This is a genomic window from Pseudomonas sp. JDS28PS106, assembly GCF_036706555.1.
Taxonomy (GTDB): domain Bacteria; phylum Pseudomonadota; class Gammaproteobacteria; order Pseudomonadales; family Pseudomonadaceae; genus Aquipseudomonas.
The window spans coordinates 132,142-150,844 of the sequence record NZ_JBAJGT010000007.1 but is presented as its reverse complement, the minus strand read 5'-3'; the positions used below and the strand labels follow the sequence as shown (position 1 = coordinate 150,844).

Sequence of the window (18,703 nt, the reverse complement as noted above, 5' to 3'; positions counted from 1 at the left end):
TCGGTGAAGTTGCCGCGCAGTATAACGGCCGACCTATTGGCGGCAAAGCGCTGGCTGTGCCCGACAGCCATTGAATGTGGTTAGAATGCGTTTTTTTCCACCTGCGGGGGTGCGCCTTGCGCGAAATCGTCCTGATCAACATCACCGGTGCGGACTGTCCCGGTCTCACTGCGGCCATCACCGGCGTGCTCGCCGAAGGTGGCGTGAACATTCTCGATATCGGTCAGGCTGTGATCCACGACGCCGTGTCGTTCGGCATTCTGGTCGAGATTCCGGAAACGTCCCGCAGTGCCGCGGTGCTCAAGGACATCCTGTTCAAGGCTCATGAGCTCGACCAGCAGGTACGTTTCACGACCGTTTCCGAGCAGGATTACCAGCACTGGGTCGAAGGCCAGGGCAAGGCTCGGCATATCGTGACCCTGCTGACCCGCAAGGTCACCGCCGAACAATTGCAGTGCGTCAGCTCGATCACCGCGCGCTACGGGCTCAACATCGATCGCATCGACCGTCTTTCCGGGCGCATGCCCCTCGATCTGCCTGCGGACAAAGGCAAAGGCTGCATCGAGTTCTCGGTGCGTGGCGAGCCCGCGGACCTCAAGGCCCTGCGCGCGGAATTTCTCAGCGTTGCCCAGGAAATGAACGTCGACATCGCGTTCCAGGAAGACTCACTGTTCCGCCGCAACCGTCGTCTGGCGGTGTTCGACATGGACTCGACCCTGATCGAAGCCGAAGTGATCGACGAACTCGCCAAGGCCGCAGGCGTCGGCGAGAAGGTGTCGGAAATCACCGAGCGTGCGATGCGCGGCGAGTTGGATTTCCGCGCCAGTTTCAAGGAGCGTCTGGCGCTGCTCAAGGGGCTGGATGTCAGCGTGCTGGATGAAATCGGCGCCTCGCTGCGTCTGACCGAAGGCGCGGAGACACTCTTCGCCGAACTCAAGCGCCTGGGCTACAAGACCGCGATCCTGTCCGGCGGCTTCACCTATTTCGCCAGACAGTTGCAGGCGAAGCTGGGCATCGACTACGTATTCGCCAACGAATTGGAAGTCGAAGACGGCAAAGTGACCGGTGTTGCGATAGAGCCTATCGTCGACGCCCAGCGCAAGGCGGATCTGCTGCAAGAGCTGGCGCGCAAGGAAGGTCTGAGTCTGGAGCAGACCATCGCGGTGGGCGACGGCGCCAACGACCTGCCGATGCTGGCAATCGCGGGCCTGGGCGTGGCATTCCGCGCCAAGCCGCTGGTGAAGCAGTCCGCGAAGCAGGCCATTTCAACTCTTGGCCTGGACGGCGTGCTGTACCTGCTGGGGTTCCGTGACCGCGAAGGCCGTCACTGATCAAGGAGTGAAAGCCGCCACGCTTCCAGGGAGGCGTGGCGATTCAAGCGCTACAGCAAGTCCCACAACGAATCGAATTCGTCTGCCGATCCGCTCGTTTCACGTTGCGCCTTGGGCGCCTCGTACAGCGTGTATTCGAACTGGTTGTAGCTGGAGCTGCTGACCTTGCGGTTGCTCAGCGCAGCCTTGCGCTCCTTGCCGCTGACGTTGAGCAGTACGTTGCTGCCCTCCTGGAACGGCAAGCGGGGCGCCAGCACGGTCGGCGGTTTGTCCATCGCCCGCACCTCCGGCAGCATCAGCGTACGCAGGTACTGACTGTTCTGTTCTTCGCGAATCAATTGCATCCCGCAAGGCTGCGCGAACGGCGCGATCAGTTCGACGCCCATTTGCGTTCCGCCGCTACGCACCTGCCGTACCCAGCGCACGATGGCGATGCTCCAGCCCTGGCCGGTTTCGTCCTGGATGCCGATCAGTTCGCCAGCCTGCAATTGCGACGGCACTTCCTTTGGCCAGGCCAGGCAATAACCGCCGGGGCTGTGGTTGACGATATTGAGCTCGTAGGTCGGGAAGCTTTGCTGGGCATTGCCTGCGGCATCGCTGTCGCCCGCGCTCTGATACTGGATCTCTTCGTAGGGCAGCAGAACCGAAGACGTCTGACCGCGCTGCGTGTCGAAGGCGCTGGCCCAGGGATCGTCGGCATTGTCGCTGGCCATTTTCAGGCTGAAGTCCGCAGCTCGCGCCACGGCGGGCAGTTGCAGCAATTCGCTGAACGATTTTTGCCCCGCCACGTGGTAGTGCAGCGCGCTCATGCCAATGCACAGCTTGAGCGTGCCGTGCCCGGCGGTTCTCTGAAAAGTGCGTTCGGAGACGTCGCCCCAGGCTGCGGCGAGATGCTGCAACAGGTCGGTGCTGACCCCTTGCGGCACCTGCAACGCGGACTTGGCGCGTTGTTCGGCGGGCAGTTCCAGGTACTGACTGATGCTGTCCGCCAGCGGGCGCGGATCGATGCCGACCATCTGCGCGAGCTGGGTGTCGGCGAACAGCGTCCGGTACAGCGCCGGTTTGTCGACCGCAGGGTCCACAGCGAACAGGCTGTGGGCCTGCGCGGGCGTCTGCACCTTGACCAGCGAGCACCAGGCTTCAAGAGCATCGGCCAGTTTGCCGATGTTCAGCTGGCGCATCTGATTGCAGCGCGAACAACCCATCAACAGCCCGATCACGTAGGTCTGTTCGGCGGTCAGCGTACGTGAGTGATGCGCCAGCGGTTCGTTGACGGCGACATGCTGGAGCTGGTGCTGCCGCGCGATCTGGTAAAGCTGGTGCAATTCCAGCCAGAGCCCTTCCTGCACCGGGCAATACAATTGGTTGGCGCGTATCAGCGGGCCATTCAGCGCATGCATCGCCCGCTGGATAGCAGTGCCCAGCAGCGGCCCGCGCTCCTTGACGTAGCGGGGCGCGACGCGCTGTACAATCTGTTTGTAACCGGTCGCCAGATGGTTCTGAAGGGCCTGGCAAAGATTGGCGACCTTGCGCGGGCGCTCATCGAGCACGATGGCCTGATTCAGAAAGTGGCGCTCAAGGTGTCGGCAGACGAAGTACACCTCCGGGCGCAGCAGCTCCAGCATCTGCAAGCGGTTCTCGCTCGGCGTCAGGAGCTGGTTGAGTTCGCTGAGGCCCTGGTATAGCAAACGCGCCATCTCACCAAGGTTTGCCTTGGGCAGGGTCGAGATCCAGCGTTTCAGGTCGCGGGGCGTGGCTTCACAGAATGTCAGGCTCGACTGCGTCGGCACGGGCGCGCGCAACGACAGCGGGAGGCTTAAATTACTCATGTGACACTAAAACTCCACCGCGTCGGTAAAGAAGGAAATCGTTGTGCGACGCTGATCGCGGACTTTACCAGCTATGAAACAACCACGCAGCAATTGTGGCTTTATGCCACTGCTGCGTGGAGACGGGGAGAGACGGACGGTGGCTTAAACCGGAGTCACTTCCACAGGGGCAGGTGTCGGGGCGACATGAGGAGCGGCGACGGACTGGCCCATGACCACCACAGACTGCGCCTTGAGATCTTCGGCCCATTTGACCTGCTCCGGTCCGAACAGCATGACCACGGTCGAGCCGAGCTTGAAACGGCCCATCTCGGCGCCTTTCTCAAGATGGATCGGCGCGCGGGCGGCTTCGTCGTAGCGGAAGGTTTTCAGTTCGCGCTTGGGCGGCGTGACCAGCCCGGCCCAGACCGTTTCGACCGACGCCACGATCATCGCGCCGACCAGTACCATCGCCATCGGGCCACGCTCGGTATCGAACAGGCAGACGACCCGCTCGTTACGCGCGAACAGCTCGGGAACGTTCTCGGCGGTGACTTTGTTGACCGAGAAGATACGGCCCGGCACGTAGACCATCTCGCGCAGGGTGCCGGCAAGCGGCATGTGCACGCGATGGTAGTCCTGAGGCGACAGGTAGACGGTGGCGAATTCGCCGCCCATGAAAGGCGCGGACAGCTTCGGGTCGCCGCCGAGCAGTTCCAGTACGCTGAAGCTGTGGCCCTTGGCCTGGAAGATACGGCCGTGCTCGATGGTGCCCAGCTGGCTGATCTTGCCGTCGGCTGGCGACAGGATGGCGCCCGGCTCGGTCGACAACGGACGCGCATCCGGCTTGAGGGCGCGGGTGAAGAACGCGTTGAAGTTTTCGTAGGCGGTCAGGTCCTCGACCTGGGCCTGGGTCATGTCGACTTCGAAGCGGCGCGCGAACCAGGCGGTGAACGCATTCTTGAACCAGGTCACCCGGCACTCGGCCACGCAGCCGGCCAGGCGCGACAGCAGGTGGTGGGGCAAGACGTATTGCATGAGGATGAACAAACGATCTTTCATTTAAATTCCCGAAACTTGATAAGAGTACTGACACTGCCGAAGCCGTGGGGCATCAGGCAGCCTTCATTGGTCGACTGGCGTGTCCGGGTGATTGCCCCACTCGCCCCAGGACCCGGCATAGGCTTTCACGCGCGGATAGCCCAGCGCCTTGGCCACCAGGTAGGTGAAGCCCGAGCGGTGGTGGGTCTGGCAGTGGGTGATGATTTCCTTGTCCGGCGTGATGCCCAGATGTTCGAGGGTCTGGGGAATGTCGCGGCGGATGCGCAGGTAGTGAGCCGGGTCCATGCCCGCGGTCCACTCGAAATTGATCGCCCCCGGAACGTGGCCGCCCCTGGCCGCCAGGACTTTCGCACCCGAGTATTCAGTCGGCCCGCGCGCGTCCCAGATCGCCAGGTCCGCGGCGCCGAGTCGGCTTTGCAGATACTCGCGGGTGGCGGTGGGCTCGTCATGAATCTTCAAGGAAACCGGCGCGGTGGAGGCAGCGGGGACTTCGGTCGACAGCGGCAGCGAATGCCCTTCCCAGGCAAGCAGGCCGCCGTCGAGGTAGTGATAGCGGGTGTGACCGATCACGTCGAGCAGCCAGATGAAGCGCCCGGCCCAGCCGCCGCCTTCATCGTCATACACGACATACACCGCATCGGGGTTGTGGCCCAGCTCACCGAACAGTTGCTCCAGGTTGCCTTGGGTCGGCAGCAGGCCGGGCGCCGGCGGCTGGCCCAGTTGGGTGCGCTTCGGATCGACGAAGCGCGCGCCCGGGATATGTCCAGCGTCGTATCGGGCCTGACTGGTCAGGTCCACGAGAATCAGTTGCGGGGCGTCGAGGCGCTCAAGCAAATCGTTGGGCTCGATGACCAACGGCAACCCGTTGAAAACCGACATATGCGGCCTCCGATTCAGACAAAGATGCGAATTGTACGCGAGCCCTCAGGCTTTGCGCTGACTAAAGATGCCTAACGCCCTTTCAATGCATTGCGCGGTTTTTCCGAATGCCTGAACGGAAACTTCCGACAACGCGCCGCCGCCCTGATCGGCGATCACCAGCATCGGCACCCGGCCGTTGCTGCTCAGGGAGCGGATCAGAGAATGGCGACCGGTGAACAGGCCGGTGATGTACGCAGGCAACAGCGCCGCGAACTGACCGTGGTTGGCCGGCGTCAGGCGCAGTTGCGTCGGCTGGGCCAGCAGGCGCTGCAGAACGGTGCTGTCCTTGATCGAAAGCTGCAAGGCCCCGGCTTCGCCCGGCAACCCGGCGTGCTGATGCACGCGCAGGACGGTCCCGGTCTTGTCCACCATCAGCAGCAGCACGCGCTGCATGCCGCACGCCACGAGGGCATCCCGCGCGGCGGTGGTCAGGTGCATCGCATTGATGAAGGGGGTTGGATCGCTGAGCAATTCCGCGCACTGTTTGCGCCATTGCGCCAGGTTGTCGGCGCTGGGCGGATCCGCAGGCTCATTGTCGCGCTTCACGCGGTGCGCGTCCCATGGCCAGAGCAGCGCCTCGGCGGGATGCCAGAGATCGGCTTCGGCATGCAGTCGCCCGCTGCTCGCGGCGTTCTGGTGGACCTGCTGCTGGATTTCGTCCAGCGGCTGTTGCAGATAAAGGCTGGTCAGGCGTTGCCAGCGTAGGCAATGCGGACTGCTCCAGGATTGCTGCGCCGCCAGTGCCAGGGCATTGCCCAGCAGCACTGTGTTGGCGGGCTGATTGAGCCAGCGGCGCAAGTGCGGGTCGGCATCCATGAGTTGCTGCTGATGCAGCGGGCTGTGATCTTCCCGGGAAATGCGCAGCACCTTCACCAGATCGCGCCGTTCTCCCAGCAGCAACTTGTAGCCGCGTGTAACCCAGATCGGCAGTCGCCAATGCTCGGCCAGCTTGAGGCACAGCTCCAGCAGGTCCACGCCGAACAGCTGGCGCTCGACCTGCTGGCTGGAATGGCCCTTGTGGATTACGCGCAATTCCAGTTCTTCGAGCAGTTTCGGGTATGCCAGGGCCATCGGCCAGAGCGGCGCCAGAAACAGCAGGCTGCCCAGATGGATGTCCTGCCACAGGCGTGCCAGACGGCTGGCGAACAGGCCGTTGGCTTGCTGCGTGGCATGTTGGCTGACCAGCACCAGTTGCCGGAATGCAGCGGGAATGTCCTGCGGCGCCTTGGCTGGCAGTCGCCCCAGCAACACCTCGGTGCGCGCCAGCCCCAGGCGATTGATGGCGATTTCCAGGCTTTCGGCCGGCTCGGTGATCCCATGGGAATGATGATTGGCCTCGCGCAACACGCTCAGCACCAGGGCCGGGCTGTCCTGCATCATGTCGGCAATTTCACGCATCGAACGGCGGCTGTCACCCAGCGCGGCCCTGACCCGGTTGTGACTCGCCGCCGGTACCGGCAGGGCGATGCCGTCCAGATGCCTGATCCAGGCGTCGATCGTCGTGGGATGTGCTGAATGAGCTGTCGGCATTCGGGGGCCTTTCAGGCAGGTTTTCTGGGCAGTCCAGGCGACGAGTGTCGATTGCCCAACGCCTGTCCGCAACCCCTCGTTCGAGGGTATGTCCGGTTTTTCGCAATAACTCACTATAGTCTCGCCCGGTTAGGCCGATAAGGGGAACAAGAGTTTCACGCACTGCGCAAATGCCCTTGAACCCGACTCAGTAAAGTATTTTTTCTCATGGCTAAAATTATCGGCATCATTGTCGTCATCGCGAGCGTGCTTGGCGGATACGTACTTTCCCACGGCAAGCTCATGGCGCTGTTCCAGCCCTATGAAGTCTTGATCATCGGTGGTGCGGCGCTGGGTGCTTTCCTGCAGGCCAACCCTGGCCACATGACCATGCACGTCTTCAAGAAATCGCTGAAGATGTTCGGGACGCGCTTCACCCACGCCTACTACCTGGAAGTGCTGGGCCTGGTGTACGAGATCCTCAACAAGAGCCGTCGCGAAGGCATGATGGCGATCGAGGGTGACATCGAGGAGCCGGCGTCCAGCCCGATTTTCGCCAAGTACCCCGGCGTGCTCAAAGACGAACGCATGACCGCGTACATCTGCGATTACCTGCGCATCATGTCGTCCGGCAACATGGCGCCTCACGAGCTTGAAGGCCTGTTCGACATGGAACTGCTGAGCATGAAAGAAGAGCTCGAGCATCCGTCCCACGCCATCACTGGCATCGCCGACGGTATGCCCGGCTTCGGTATCGTGGCGGCGGTACTGGGTATCGTGGTGACCATGGCGTCGCTGGGTTCCGGCGACAAGGCTGCGATCGGCATGCACGTGGGCGCGGCACTGGTCGGTACCTTCTTCGGTATTCTCGCGGCCTACGGTTTCTTCGGTCCCCTGGCGACTTCCCTGGCGCACGACGCCAAGGAAGAAATGAACGTCTACGAATGCATCAAGGCGTCCCTGGTGGCTTCGGCTTCCGGCATGCCGCCATCGCTGGCCGTCGAGTTCGGTCGCAAAGTCTTGTACCCCTTGCATCGCCCCAGCTTCAGCGAGCTGGAGCAAGCGGTTCGCGGTCGCTAAGTCATGGAAAATAATCAGCCCATAATCGTCAAGCGCGTCAAGCGCTTCGGCGGCGGACATCACGGCGGCGCCTGGAAAATCGCCTTCGCCGACTTCGCGACTGCGATGATGGCGTTCTTCCTGGTGTTGTGGCTGATGTCGTCCGCCACCCCCGAACAATTGATAGCCGTTGCCGGGTACTTCAAGGACCCGGTCGGCTTCTCGGACAGCGGCTCGCCCTACGTCATCGACCTGGGTGGTTCGCCCGAGATGTCGCCGAACCAGACGCTCAACCCCGAGGTCAAGACCACGCCTTCACCGGACACCGTGCCGATGGAGCCGGAATCCTCCGAGAGCAAGGCCGAGCAGGTCGAGCAGGAACGCCTGGAAATGTTGCTCCAGGAACTGCAGAACAAGGTCGAGGAAAACCCGCAGCTGCAGAAGTTCAAGGACCAGATTCTGTTCGAGATCACCCAGGACGGATTGCGGATCCAGATCATGGACGCCGACAACCGCCCGATGTTCGACGTCGGCAGTGCGCGTCTCAAGCCGTACTTCGAAGACATACTGCTGGCGATGGCGGACACCATCAAGAGCGTGCCGAACAAGATCAGCGTCAGCGGTCATACCGACGCGACACCGTTCGTGGGTAACGGCGGTTTCGGTAACTGGGAGCTTTCGTCCAACCGCGCCAACGCCGCACGCCGTGCGCTGGTGGCGGGCAGCTATCCGGACGAGCAGGTCGCTCGGGTGGTGGGTTATGCCTCTTCGGCGCTGTATGACCGGGAGAATCCGTACAACCCAATCAACCGCCGGATCGATATCGTGGTGCTGACCAAAAAGGCCCAGCAACGTATCGAGGGCGACCAGAACTCCGGCGCGGCGCCCCAGCCCGCACCGGCCGCGCCTGCAACGCCCGCCGCGCCAGGTGCGTCGGCGGCGCCGGCCCCGGTCGACCCGCAGGCCTATGCCCAGCCGCATGAAATCCGGCAAAAGCTGAATATCTTCGAGCAGGGCACGTTGCGGGTGGAGCCGGCGCAGAATTGAGCTGCGCATTACCTATCGCCAGCAAGCTGGCTCCTACGGCGACTGTAGGAGCCAGCTTGCTGGCGATAGGTCAGTAACTGTCCTGCGGCAAGCTGGCAATGATCGATCTATAGCTATTCATCCGCTGCTGCTGGATACGGCCATCTTCCAGCGCCTTGAGCAGCGCACAGCCCGGCTCGCGATCGTGCTTGCAGTCGCGAAAGCGGCAGGTGCCCAGCAGGTCGGTGAACTCGATGAATCCGGCTTCCACATCGGCGCGGCTGACATGCCCCAGGCCGAACTCGCGGATACCCGGCGAATCGATCAGGTCGCCGCCACGCGGGAAGTGGAACAGGCGGGCGGTAGTCGTGGTGTGAGTGCCTTGTCCGGAAAACTCCGACAGCGGTCCGACCCGCGTTCCGACTTCAGGCAGCAGGCTGTTGACCAGCGACGACTTGCCGACCCCCGATTGTCCGACGAACACACTGATCCGCCCGTCCAGTTGCGCCTGCAACTGCTGCATGCCATCGCCGTGGTGCGCGGAAACCTCCAGGACCGGGTAACCCAGCGTCCGGTAGACCTCCAGCAGTGCGTTGAGCGCCGGTGCATTCTGCTCATCGATCAGGTCCGCCTTGTTGAGCAACAGCAGCGGGTGAATCTCCGCGTGCTCGGCGGCGACCAGATAGCGGTCGATCAGGTTGGCATGCGGTTCAGGCATGGGCGCGAAGACAATCACGATCAAGTCGACGTTGGCTGCCACGGGTTTGAGCTGCCCGCGGGTGTCGGGGCGGCACAGCTCGGTCGAGCGGGGCAACTGCGCGACGATTACGCCGATGCCTTGGTTGCCGGCACGCCAGACCACTCGGTCGCCGGTCACCAGCGCCGGCAGGTTGGCGCGCAGGTGGCAGCGAAAAACCTGACCGGCGAGTTCGCCTTCCTGGGCTTCGACTTCCACCTGCACGCCGAAGTGGGCGATTACCAGTCCGGTCTGTTCCGGGCCGAGGTCACCGCCCTCCAGTGTTTCCAGCGCGATCGATTCACGCTTGGCGGCACGCGCGGCGCGCTCTCCCTGGATCTTTTCGATGCGCCAGTTCTGACGACGATTGAGTTGGCGTTTGGCCATGGGTGTTCCGACTTTATGAAACCGATGAATAGAGCACTACTGTGAATCGGGCGGAGTCTAGCATGGCAGGGTGAGCTAAACTGCGCGCCTACGTTGAGGAGTCGTCACATGCAGAGCAAGCAAAACCTGATTTGGATCGATCTGGAAATGACCGGACTGGACCCGGACACCGATGTCATCATCGAGATGGCCACGATCATCACTGACAGCGAACTCAACACCCTGGCCGAAGGCCCGGTCATTGCCGTGCATCAGAGCGACGAAATCCTCGCCGGCATGGACGAATGGAATACTCGCCAGCACGGCGGCTCGGGCCTGACCCAGCGCGTGCGCGAAAGCACCATCGACATGGCTGAGGCGGAGGCGCAGACCCTGGCGTTCATCAAGCAGTGGGTGCCCGAGCGCAGCTCGCCGATCTGCGGCAACAGCATCTGCCAGGACCGCCGCTTCCTGTATCGCCATATGCCGACGCTGGAAAACTACTTTCACTATCGCAACCTCGACGTCTCGACCCTCAAGGAACTGGCCGCGCGCTGGTCGCCGGAACTCAAGTTCAAGAAAGGCAGCACGCACCTGGCGCTGGACGACATTCGTGAGTCCATCGCCGAGCTGCGTTTCTATCGCGAGCACTTCATCAAGTGATGTGATTGCAATGCGCACCCTTTCGGTGCGCTCTGCCGCTGGTTAGACTGCGCGCCTTTTGCCGCAGGGATGCCGCCATGCTGTTGATGCTTTATCTGATCGCCATTACCGCCGAAGCCATGACCGGCGCGCTGTCGGCCGGGCGACGCGGGATGGACTGGTTCGGCGTGGTGCTCATCGCCTGCGTCACGGCATTGGGCGGCGGTTCGGTGCGTGACGTGCTGCTGGGACATTACCCGCTGACTTGGGTCAAGCATCCGGAATATCTGGTACTGACCAGTGTCGCCGCGCTGGTAACCATCTTCATCGCGCCCTGGATGCGCCACCTGCGCTCGCTGTTTCTGGTGCTCGACGCCCTTGGGCTGGTGGCTTTTACGCTGATCGGCTGCATGACCGCCCTCGACGCCGGACACGGTCTGCTGATCGCTTCGGTTTCCGGCGTGATCACTGGAGTCTTCGGCGGCATTCTGCGGGATATCTTCTGCAACGACATCCCGCTGATCTTCCGCCGCGAGCTGTATGCCAGCGTGTCCTTTCTGGCAGCGTGGTGTTTCCTGCTCTGCGGTTATCTGGAACTGTCTTCCGAACAGGCGATCCTGATCACCCTGTTCGGCGGCCTGCTGCTGCGCCTGCTGGCGATCCGCTTCAAATGGGAAATGCCCAAGTTCGTCTACAAGGATGAACATTAATCCACACCCTGTAGGAGCCAGCTTGCTGGCGATATGTGTCAACGTTCATCGCCAGCAAGCTGGCTCCTACTGGAGTCTGCCGTGTTGTTTCAACGCCCACTCCACATGCTCGCGAACCATCTCCGATGGATAATCGCGCCGCGCTTCCAGCGCTTCGATCACGGGAATGGTGGATGGCGCGTTGCCCAGTCCGACGGCCAGGTTCCGCAGCCAGCGTTCATAACCGGCGCGGCGTAGCGGTGAGCCTTCGGTGCTAGCGAGAAATTTCTCTTCGTCCCACATGAACAGCTCGGCCAGTCCCGCGTTGTCCAGGTTGTGACGAGGCTGGAAATCGCCTTGTTCAGTGGGGCGGGCAAAGCGGTTCCATGGGCAGACGATCTGACAATCATCGCAGCCGAACACCCGGTTGCCGATCAAGGGCCGCAGTTCCTCGGGAATCGCGGTCTTCAGCTCGATGGTCAGGTATGAAATGCAGCGTCGGGCGTCCAGCACGTAAGGGCCGACGAAGGCGTTGGTCGGGCAGACGTCCAGACAGGCCGAACAGCGTCCGCAGTGCTCGCTGGCGTGGGGCGGGTCGACCGGCAGCGGGATGTCCACGAACAGTTCGCCAAGAAAGAAAAAGCTCCCGGCCTTGCGATTGAGCACCAGGGTGTTCTTGCCGATCCAGCCCAGCCCGGCCTGTTCGGCGATGGCTTTTTCCAGTACCGGGGCACTGTCGACGAAGGCGCGGAAGCCGAACGGGCCGATGGCCTGCTGGATACGCTCGGCCAGTTGCTGCAGACGCTTGCGCACCAGCTTGTGGTAGTCGCGGCCCAGTGCATAGCGCGACACGTAGGCTTTTTCCGGCTCGGCCAGGCGCTGGGTCATTTCGGTGTCGCCGGGCAGATAGTCCATGCGCAGGGAAATCACCCGCACGGTTCCAGGCACCAGTTCGTCGGGATGGGAACGTTTGCTGCCATGGGCTGCCATATAGTCCATTTCGCCGTGAAAGCCCGCGTCCAGCCAGCGTTGCAGATGCTGCTCGTGTTCCGCCAGATCCAGCCCGGCGATGCCGACCTGTTGAAACCCCAGCTCACGGCCCCACGCCTTGACGGACTGCGCAAGGGTGTCGAGATCTTCACGAGTGGGGAGTTCAGCAGTAATGGCGGACATGCGCAGAGAGAAACCGGGACCAAGGTGCGTATAATTCTGCCAGACATCGGAGCCTGTGAACGCATGTTCGACACCAAACCTGATTTACCCGACGCGCTGTACAGTGCCTCGCAAGTCCGCGACCTCGATGCCCGCTTGATCGCAGCGGGCACGCCCGGCTTTACCCTGATGCAGCGTGCTGCCCACGCCACCTGGCGCGCGATTCGTCGCCGCTGGCCCGTGGCTGGCGTTCTGACGGTGCTGGCCGGTCGCGGCAACAATGCCGGTGACGGCTACCTGATCGCGGCGCTGGCACACAAGGCGGGCTGGCACGTGCGGGTGTTCGCGGTCGGCGATGGCGGCGCGCTGCAAGGTGATGCGGCCACCGCGTGCAATGAAGCGCAGGCGGCGGGGGTCGACATCCAGGCATGGTCCGGCCAGCCGCTGGCCGGAGTTGTGCTGGACGCCTTGCTGGGCACCGGTCTGAAAGGCGAGGTGCGCGAGCCGTATCTCGACGCGATCAAGGCGATCAATGCCTGCGGTCGCCCGGTGGCGGCGGTGGATATCCCCTCTGGCCTCTGTGCCGACACCGGTCATGTGCTGGGCGAGGCGGTGCGCGCCGAGCTGACCGTGACCTATATCGGGCTGAAGCTTGGCTTGATGACCGGCGAGGCGGCCGATCGTATCGGGCAGTTGGTGTTCGACGACCTGCAGGCCGATCCGGCTCTGGTCGTGGCCACGCCGGTCAGCGCCTCGCGTCTCGACACGACAAGTCTGCCCCGTCTCCAGCCTCGGCCACTGACCGCGCACAAGGGCATGTATGGACGGGTGCTGGTGATCGGCGGCGACCTCGGTTTCGGCGGCGCCTCGATGCTCAGTGCCGAAAGCGCCTTGCGCAGCGGCGCAGGCATGGTCACGCTGTCGACCCGACCTGAACACGTTCCAGCGGCGCTGGTGCGCATGCCGGAAATCATGAGCGCGGGGATCAGCTCGGCCAACCAGATGATGGCGCTGATCGAGCAAGCCAGCGTGCTGGTGGTCGGCCCCGGTCTCGGCCAGAAAAGCTGGGGCCGCGCCCTGCTGTCGGCGGCGGCCAACGCCGAGCGTCCGCAAGTCTGGGATGCCGATGCGCTCAATCAGCTCTCAAGCGGCCGCGTCAGCCTGCCGAAGAACAGTGTTATCACCCCGCATCCGGGCGAGGCGGCACGGCTTCTGGGTGTGAGCACCAAAGAGATTCAAGCGGACCGGCCGGCCGCGGCCCACGCCCTGGCGCGCAAATTCGGAGCGGTCTGCGTGCTCAAGGGCACCGGTAGCCTGATCGCCGACGCTGGAGGCCGGCTGGCGGTCTGCGATCGTGGTCACCCGGCGATGGCAACGGCGGGGCTCGGCGACGTGCTGGCCGGTCTCATCGGCGCGCTGATGTCGCAGCACATGTCCGCGTTCGACGCTGCCTGCCTCGGGGTGTGGCTACACGCCAGCGCAGGCCGTCAGGTCGGTGTACAGGGTCGCGGGCTGGCTGCCAGCGATGTCATTCCGGCCATTCGTCAGTTACTTGAGGAGCAACAACCGTGTCTGATTTAACGCTCGACATTGTCGGCGAAGAGGCAATGACCCGCTTTGGCTCGCGCGTGGCGCAGGTCACCGCCGGAGTGGGCGTGATATTTCTCGAAGGCGACCTCGGGGCGGGCAAGACTACACTGTCCCGAGGTCTCATTCGTGGCCTGGGGCATGAGGGCGCGGTGAAAAGTCCGACCTTCACCCTGGTGGAACCTTACGAAATCGGCTCGATCCGGGCGTTTCACTTCGACCTGTATCGTCTGGTCGATCCTGAAGAACTGGAGTTCATGGGGGTGCGGGATTATTTCGACGGCCATGCACTGTGCCTGATCGAATGGCCCCAGCGTGGCGCGGGCTTTTTGCCAAAGCCCGACCTGACCATTACCATTAGCCCGCTCGGGCAAGGTCGCCGTGTAACGCTGAGCCCGCAAGGCTCGCGCGGCGAAAGCTGGTGTGCCGCTCTGGCACTGGAATTCAAATAGATATGGGGTTTGGTATGCGCATGCGCGCGCTGGTCACTGTAGTGGGGCTGCTGCTGTCGTCCCTGGCTGTCGAAGCGCTGGCCGCTACGCAAGTAAAAAGTGTCCGCCTGTGGCGTGCTCCGGATAACACGCGGCTGGTATTCGACCTCACGGGGCCGGTCCAGCACAGCGTCTTCACCCTGACCGCGCCGGATCGTCTGGTCATCGACATCAATGGTGCGACATTGGGCGGGTCACTCGACGTGTCCACCGCCAACACGCCGATCACTGCCATGCGTTCGGCGCAGCGCACTCCGCAGGACCTGCGGGTCGTCATCGACCTCAAGAAGGTCGTAACACCGAAGAGCTTCACCCTGGCGCCCAACCAGCAGTATGGCAATCGACTGGTGGTCGACCTCTTCGACAATGCGGCCGACGCCAACCCGACGCCATCGGTGCCACAGACCGCGGCCACGACCGCTCCGGCGGTGCCGGTCAGTCCGGCCAAGCCGGAAATCAAGCTGGTCCCGGTGCCCAATGGCAAGCGCGACATCGTGGTGGTGATCGACGCCGGCCACGGCGGCGAAGACCCCGGCGCTTCCGGCGGTCGCGGCCAGCAGGAAAAGAACGTGGTTCTGTCCATCGCCAAGGAGCTGCAACGGCAGATCAATGGCGAGAAAGGCTATCGCGCCGAGCTGACCCGGACCGGCGATTACTTCATTCCGCTGCGCAAGCGTACCGAGATCGCCCGTGCCAAGGGCGCTGACCTGTTCGTCTCGATCCATGCGGACGCGGCTCCGTCCAAAGCCGCGTTCGGCGCCTCGGTGTTCGCCTTGTCCGACCGTGGTGCGACCTCAGAAACCGCGCGCTGGCTGGCGGACAGTGAAAACCGTTCCGACCTGATCGGTGGTGCCGGCGCGGTCAGCCTGGATGACAAGGACAGAATGCTGGCCGGCGTATTGCTTGATCTGTCGATGACCGCGTCGCTGTCGTCGAGCCTGAACGTGGGCCAGAAAGTGCTGAGCAACATCGGGCGCGTCACGCCGCTGCACAAGTCGCGCGTCGAGCAGGCCGGGTTCATGGTGCTCAAATCGCCGGACATTCCTTCGATCCTGGTGGAAACCGGCTTCATCTCCAACGCCAACGAAGCCAACAAGCTGCAGACCGCTTCGCACCAGCAGGCGCTGGCCCGCTCGATCAGCTCGGGTGTCAGGCAGTTTTTCCAGCAGAATCCGCCGCAGGGCACCTACATCGCCTGGTTGCGGGATAACGGCAAGCTCGCCCAAGGCCCGCGCAATCATGTCGTGCGCTCGGGCGAAACCCTGGCGATGGTCGCGGCGCGCTATGACATGAGCGTCGCCACCCTGCGCAATGCCAACAATCTCAAGTCGGACGAACTGCGCATCGGCCAGGATCTGCGGATTCCCAGCGCGGAGGTCGCGACCCAGCCATGACCGATCTGCTTCTGGACGGCATCGGGGCCGATACCGCGCAAACCGTGCTGAACGCGGCCCGAATCGAGTTGCTCAGCCCGAGGCTGGCCAACCAGATCGCGGCGGGCGAAGTGGTCGAGCGACCGGCTTCGGTCATCAAGGAACTGCTGGAAAACAGTCTCGACTCCGGTGCGCGTCGTATCGATATCGATGTCGAGCAGGCAGGTATCAAGCTGCTCAAGGTGCGTGACGACGGCAGCGGCATCTCGGCGGACGACCTGCCGCTGGCGCTGGCCCGGCATGCCACCAGCAAGATCCGTGATCTGGAAGACCTGGAGCGGGTCATGAGTCTGGGGTTCCGTGGCGAAGCCCTGGCGTCGATCAGCTCGGTCGCCCGCTTGACCCTGACCTCGCGCACCCGCGGCGCCGACAAGGCCTGGCAGGTCGAGACCGAAGGCCGAGACATGGACGCGCGCGTGCAGCCCGCGGCGCATCCGGTCGGCACCTCGGTGGAAGTGCGCGACCTGTTCTTCAACACCCCGGCCCGGCGCAAGTTTCTCAAGTCCGAGAAGACCGAGTTCGATCATCTTCAGGAAGTCATCAAGCGCATGGCGCTGGCGCGTTTCGACGTCGCCTTCCATCTGCGCCACAACGGCAAGACCATCCTGAGCCTGCACGAAGCGCTGGACGATACGGCCAGAGCGCGCCGGGTATCGGCCATCTGCGGGCCGGGCTTCCTGGAGCAGGCGCTGCCGATCGAAATCGAACGCAACGGCCTGCACCTGTGGGGCTGGGTCGGTCTGCCGACGTTCTCGCGCAGCCAGGCGGACCTGCAATATTTCTTCGTCAACGGCCGGGCGGTCCGCGACAAGCTGGTGGCCCACGCGGTGCGTCAGGCTTATCGCGACGTGCTGTTCAACGGCCGGCATCCGACCTTCGCGCTGTTTTTCGAGGTCGATCCGGCGGCGGTCGACGTCAACGTCCACCCGACCAAGCATGAAGTCCGTTTCCGCGACGGGCGCATGGTGCATGACTTCCTGTACGGCACCTTGCACCGCGCGCTGGGCGATGTGCGCCCCGAAGATCAACTGGCGAGTGCGCCGGTTGCGGTGGCACCACGCCCGACCGGTCCGATGGCTGGCGAGTTCGGCCCTCAGGGGGAAATGCGCCTGGCGGACAATTTGCTTGAGCCTTCATTAAGCCAGCCGCTGTCTCAGCCTTACGCGCAACCGGCTTCCGGTGGTGGCTCGGGCTATCAGTATCAGTACACGCCGCGGCCGACCAGCAGCCTGCCGGCCGCCGAGGCGCAGAGCGCCTACCGCGAGTTTTTCGCGCCGCTGCCGGGCAATGCCTCCGCCGCGCTGCCCGAGTCGAACAGCGACGTTCCGCCGCTGGGCTATGCGCTGGCGCAGCTCAAGGGTATCTACATCCTGGCCGAGAATGCTCACGGGCTGGTGCTGGTGGACATGCACGCCGCCCACGAGCGGATCATGTACGAACGATTGAAGATCGCCATGGCCAGCGAAGGCCTGAGCGGCCAGCCGCTGCTGGTGCCTGAATCTCTGGCGGTCAGCCAGCGCGAAGCCGATTGCGCCGAAGAGCACATGGCGACGTTCCAGCGCCTGGGCTTCGAGCTTCAGCGTCTGGGCCCGGAAACCCTGGCGATCCGCCAGATTCCCGCGCTGCTCAAACAGGCCGAAGCCAATCGGCTGGTGGGCGACGTGCTGGCCGATCTCATGGAGTACGGCACCAGCGACCGGGTGCAGGCGCACATGAACGAGCTGCTGGGCACCATGGCCTGCCACGGTGCCATCCGCGCCAATCGCCGCCTGGCAATCCCTGAAATGAATGCATTGCTGCGCGACATGGAAAACACCGAGCGCAGCGGCCAGTGCAACCATGGACGCCCGACCTGGACCCAGATGGGTCTGGATGATCTCGACAAACTCTTCCTGCGCGGTCGTTGAATGAATGCGTTACCTCCGGCCATCTTTCTCATGGGGCCAACCGCCGCGGGCAAGACCGACCTCGCCATCGAGCTGACCAAAGTCCTGCCCTGCGAGCTGATCAGCGTCGACTCGGCGCTGGTCTACCGGGACATGGATATTGGCACCGCCAAGCCGTCCAAGGCGCAGCTGGCCGAATTTCCGCACCGGCTGATCGACATTCTGGACCCGTCGCAAAGCTACTCCGCGGCCGATTTCCGCAGCGACGCGCTGACGGCCATGGCCGAGATCACGGCCCGGGGAAATATTCCTTTGCTGGTCGGCGGCACTATGTTGTATTTCAAGGCTCTATTGGACGGGCTCGCCGATATGCCGGCCGCCGACGCCGATGTCAGGGCACAGCTCGAAGCAGATGCCCGGGCGCATGGCTGGCAGGCGCTGCATGACCGGCTTGCAGCTGTGGACCCGGTGTCCGCGGCGCGTATTCATCCCAATGACCCGCAGCGTCTGGTACGGGCATTGGAGGTGTTTCTGGTCAGCGGGATGAGCATGACCGCACATCGCGAGCAACAAACTGCGCAAAGTCACGCAGCGGCGGCATCGGGGCGTCACCAATTGCCCTATACTGTCGCCAGCCTTGCCATCGCTCCGGCGGACCGCAAGGTGCTGCACGACCGAATCGCGCTACGTTTTATGCAAATGCTGGATCAGGGGTTTCTGGACGAAGTACTGGCATTGCGCTCACGAGGCGACCTGCATACCGGTCTGCCGTCGATAAGAGCTGTCGGTTATCGCCAGGTCTGGGATCACCTGGATGGAAAACTGACACGGGACGAAATGCAGGAGCGCGGCATCATAGCGACGCGCCAGCTGGCAAAGCGGCAATTCACCTGGCTTCGCGGCTGGGAAAATCTGCACTGGCTGGACAGCCTGGCTTGCGACAATCTGCCACGCTCCTTGAAATACCTGGGATCGGCCTCCATATTGGGCTGAGTCCTTGCAATA

16 protein-coding genes are annotated in these 18,703 nt (G+C 63.2%); 10 read left to right on the top strand and 6 right to left on the bottom strand.

What is annotated here, in order from left to right; genetic code table 11:
* The first annotated feature begins 116 nt into the window (after positions 1–116).
* The gene (gene serB / locus TRP66_RS14020) at positions 117–1,331 is read left to right on the top strand and encodes a phosphoserine phosphatase SerB (RefSeq protein ID WP_333403643.1); all 1,215 of its coding nucleotides are present in this window, start codon (positions 117–119) and stop codon (positions 1,329–1,331) included.
* Between the two features lie 50 nt (positions 1,332–1,381).
* On the opposite strand, the gene TRP66_RS14015 is transcribed toward serB, so the two are convergent.
* The 4 genes from TRP66_RS14015 to TRP66_RS14000 form a co-directional block, all read right to left on the bottom strand.
* Positions 1,382–3,160 (bottom strand): molecular chaperone, encoded by a 1,779-nt coding sequence (locus TRP66_RS14015; protein WP_333403641.1) that lies wholly within the window; start codon positions 3,158–3,160, stop codon positions 1,382–1,384.
* A 144-nt stretch (positions 3,161–3,304) separates the two neighbouring features.
* Positions 3,305–4,201 carry an archaetidylserine decarboxylase gene (gene asd / locus TRP66_RS14010; RefSeq protein ID WP_333403639.1) on the bottom strand — a complete coding sequence of 299 codons (897 nt, stop codon included), beginning with the start codon at positions 4,199–4,201 and terminating at the stop codon, positions 3,305–3,307.
* 63 nt (positions 4,202–4,264) lie between these two features.
* The gene (locus tag TRP66_RS14005; protein ID WP_333403637.1) at positions 4,265–5,080 is read right to left on the bottom strand and encodes a rhodanese-like domain-containing protein; all 816 of its coding nucleotides are present in this window, start codon (positions 5,078–5,080) and stop codon (positions 4,265–4,267) included.
* A gap of 45 nt (positions 5,081–5,125) precedes the next feature.
* The gene (locus TRP66_RS14000; RefSeq protein ID WP_333403635.1) at positions 5,126–6,652 is read right to left on the bottom strand and encodes an HDOD domain-containing protein; all 1,527 of its coding nucleotides are present in this window, start codon (positions 6,650–6,652) and stop codon (positions 5,126–5,128) included.
* A gap of 207 nt (positions 6,653–6,859) precedes the next feature.
* On the opposite strand from TRP66_RS14000, the gene motA reads away from it, so the two are divergent.
* Positions 6,860–7,711, top strand: coding sequence for a flagellar motor stator protein MotA (motA, locus tag TRP66_RS13995; RefSeq protein WP_333403633.1), 852 nt, complete (start codon positions 6,860–6,862; stop codon positions 7,709–7,711).
* 3 nt (positions 7,712–7,714) lie between these two features.
* The gene (gene motB / locus TRP66_RS13990; protein ID WP_333403631.1) at positions 7,715–8,737 is read left to right on the top strand and encodes a flagellar motor protein MotB; all 1,023 of its coding nucleotides are present in this window, start codon (positions 7,715–7,717) and stop codon (positions 8,735–8,737) included.
* A gap of 70 nt (positions 8,738–8,807) precedes the next feature.
* On the opposite strand, the gene rsgA is transcribed toward motB, so the two are convergent.
* Positions 8,808–9,839 (bottom strand): small ribosomal subunit biogenesis GTPase RsgA, encoded by a 1,032-nt coding sequence (rsgA, locus tag TRP66_RS13985; protein WP_333403629.1) that lies wholly within the window; start codon positions 9,837–9,839, stop codon positions 8,808–8,810.
* 108 nt (positions 9,840–9,947) lie between these two features.
* On the opposite strand from rsgA, the gene orn reads away from it, so the two are divergent.
* Positions 9,948–10,481 (top strand): oligoribonuclease, encoded by a 534-nt coding sequence (orn, locus tag TRP66_RS13980; protein WP_333403627.1) that lies wholly within the window; start codon positions 9,948–9,950, stop codon positions 10,479–10,481.
* A 77-nt stretch (positions 10,482–10,558) separates the two neighbouring features.
* Positions 10,559–11,170 (top strand): trimeric intracellular cation channel family protein, encoded by a 612-nt coding sequence (locus TRP66_RS13975; RefSeq protein ID WP_333403625.1) that lies wholly within the window; start codon positions 10,559–10,561, stop codon positions 11,168–11,170.
* A 66-nt stretch (positions 11,171–11,236) separates the two neighbouring features.
* Here TRP66_RS13975 and queG read toward each other — a convergent pair whose 3' ends face one another.
* Positions 11,237–12,322, bottom strand: a complete 1,086-nt coding sequence (queG, locus tag TRP66_RS13970; protein WP_333403623.1) for a tRNA epoxyqueuosine(34) reductase QueG — start codon at positions 12,320–12,322, stop codon at positions 11,237–11,239.
* A 63-nt stretch (positions 12,323–12,385) separates the two neighbouring features.
* Between queG and TRP66_RS13965 the strand changes: the two genes are divergently transcribed.
* From TRP66_RS13965 to miaA, 5 genes are read left to right on the top strand one after another with little or no spacing between them, the layout of a single operon-like run.
* Complete coding sequence (locus TRP66_RS13965) at positions 12,386–13,882, top strand: NAD(P)H-hydrate dehydratase (protein WP_333403621.1); 1,497 nt, start codon at positions 12,386–12,388, stop codon at positions 13,880–13,882.
* On the top strand, positions 13,870–14,340 hold the full coding sequence (gene tsaE, locus TRP66_RS13960) for a tRNA (adenosine(37)-N6)-threonylcarbamoyltransferase complex ATPase subunit type 1 TsaE (RefSeq protein WP_333403619.1): 471 nt from the start codon (positions 13,870–13,872) through the stop codon (positions 14,338–14,340). Before TRP66_RS13965 ends, tsaE begins: the two co-directional genes overlap by 13 nt.
* 2 nt (positions 14,341–14,342) lie before the next feature.
* Positions 14,343–15,773, top strand: coding sequence for an N-acetylmuramoyl-L-alanine amidase (locus tag TRP66_RS13955; protein WP_333403617.1), 1,431 nt, complete (start codon positions 14,343–14,345; stop codon positions 15,771–15,773).
* 44 nt (positions 15,774–15,817) lie between these two features.
* Complete coding sequence (gene mutL, locus TRP66_RS13950; RefSeq protein ID WP_333403835.1) at positions 15,818–17,719, top strand: DNA mismatch repair endonuclease MutL; 1,902 nt, start codon at positions 15,818–15,820, stop codon at positions 17,717–17,719.
* Entirely contained in the window at positions 17,720–18,691 is a 972-nt protein-coding gene (gene miaA, locus TRP66_RS13945; RefSeq protein ID WP_333403615.1) for a tRNA (adenosine(37)-N6)-dimethylallyltransferase MiaA, read from the top strand.
* Positions 18,692–18,703 lie beyond the last annotated feature (12 nt).

Excerpts from the sequence above, each read along its gene's own strand:
- motB (WP_333403631.1), top strand. The coding sequence starts at position 7,715 with ATGGAAAATAATCAGCCCATAATCGTCAAGCGCGTCAAGCGCTTCGGC.
- miaA (WP_333403615.1), top strand. The coding sequence starts at position 17,720 with ATGAATGCGTTACCTCCGGCCATCTTTCTCATGGGGCCAACCGCCGCG.
- asd (WP_333403639.1), bottom strand. The coding sequence starts at position 4,201 with ATGAAAGATCGTTTGTTCATCCTCATGCAATACGTCTTGCCCCACCAC.
- TRP66_RS13965 (WP_333403621.1), top strand. The coding sequence starts at position 12,386 with ATGTTCGACACCAAACCTGATTTACCCGACGCGCTGTACAGTGCCTCG.
- rsgA (WP_333403629.1), bottom strand. The coding sequence starts at position 9,839 with ATGGCCAAACGCCAACTCAATCGTCGTCAGAACTGGCGCATCGAAAAG.
- TRP66_RS13955 (WP_333403617.1), top strand. The coding sequence starts at position 14,343 with ATGGGGTTTGGTATGCGCATGCGCGCGCTGGTCACTGTAGTGGGGCTG.
- queG (WP_333403623.1), bottom strand. The coding sequence starts at position 12,322 with ATGTCCGCCATTACTGCTGAACTCCCCACTCGTGAAGATCTCGACACC.
- orn (WP_333403627.1), top strand. The coding sequence starts at position 9,948 with ATGCAGAGCAAGCAAAACCTGATTTGGATCGATCTGGAAATGACCGGA.
- TRP66_RS14000 (WP_333403635.1), bottom strand. The coding sequence starts at position 6,652 with ATGCCGACAGCTCATTCAGCACATCCCACGACGATCGACGCCTGGATC.
- motA (WP_333403633.1), top strand. The coding sequence starts at position 6,860 with ATGGCTAAAATTATCGGCATCATTGTCGTCATCGCGAGCGTGCTTGGC.
- TRP66_RS13975 (WP_333403625.1), top strand. The coding sequence starts at position 10,559 with ATGCTGTTGATGCTTTATCTGATCGCCATTACCGCCGAAGCCATGACC.
- TRP66_RS14005 (WP_333403637.1), bottom strand. The coding sequence starts at position 5,080 with ATGTCGGTTTTCAACGGGTTGCCGTTGGTCATCGAGCCCAACGATTTG.
- TRP66_RS14015 (WP_333403641.1), bottom strand. The coding sequence starts at position 3,160 with ATGAGTAATTTAAGCCTCCCGCTGTCGTTGCGCGCGCCCGTGCCGACG.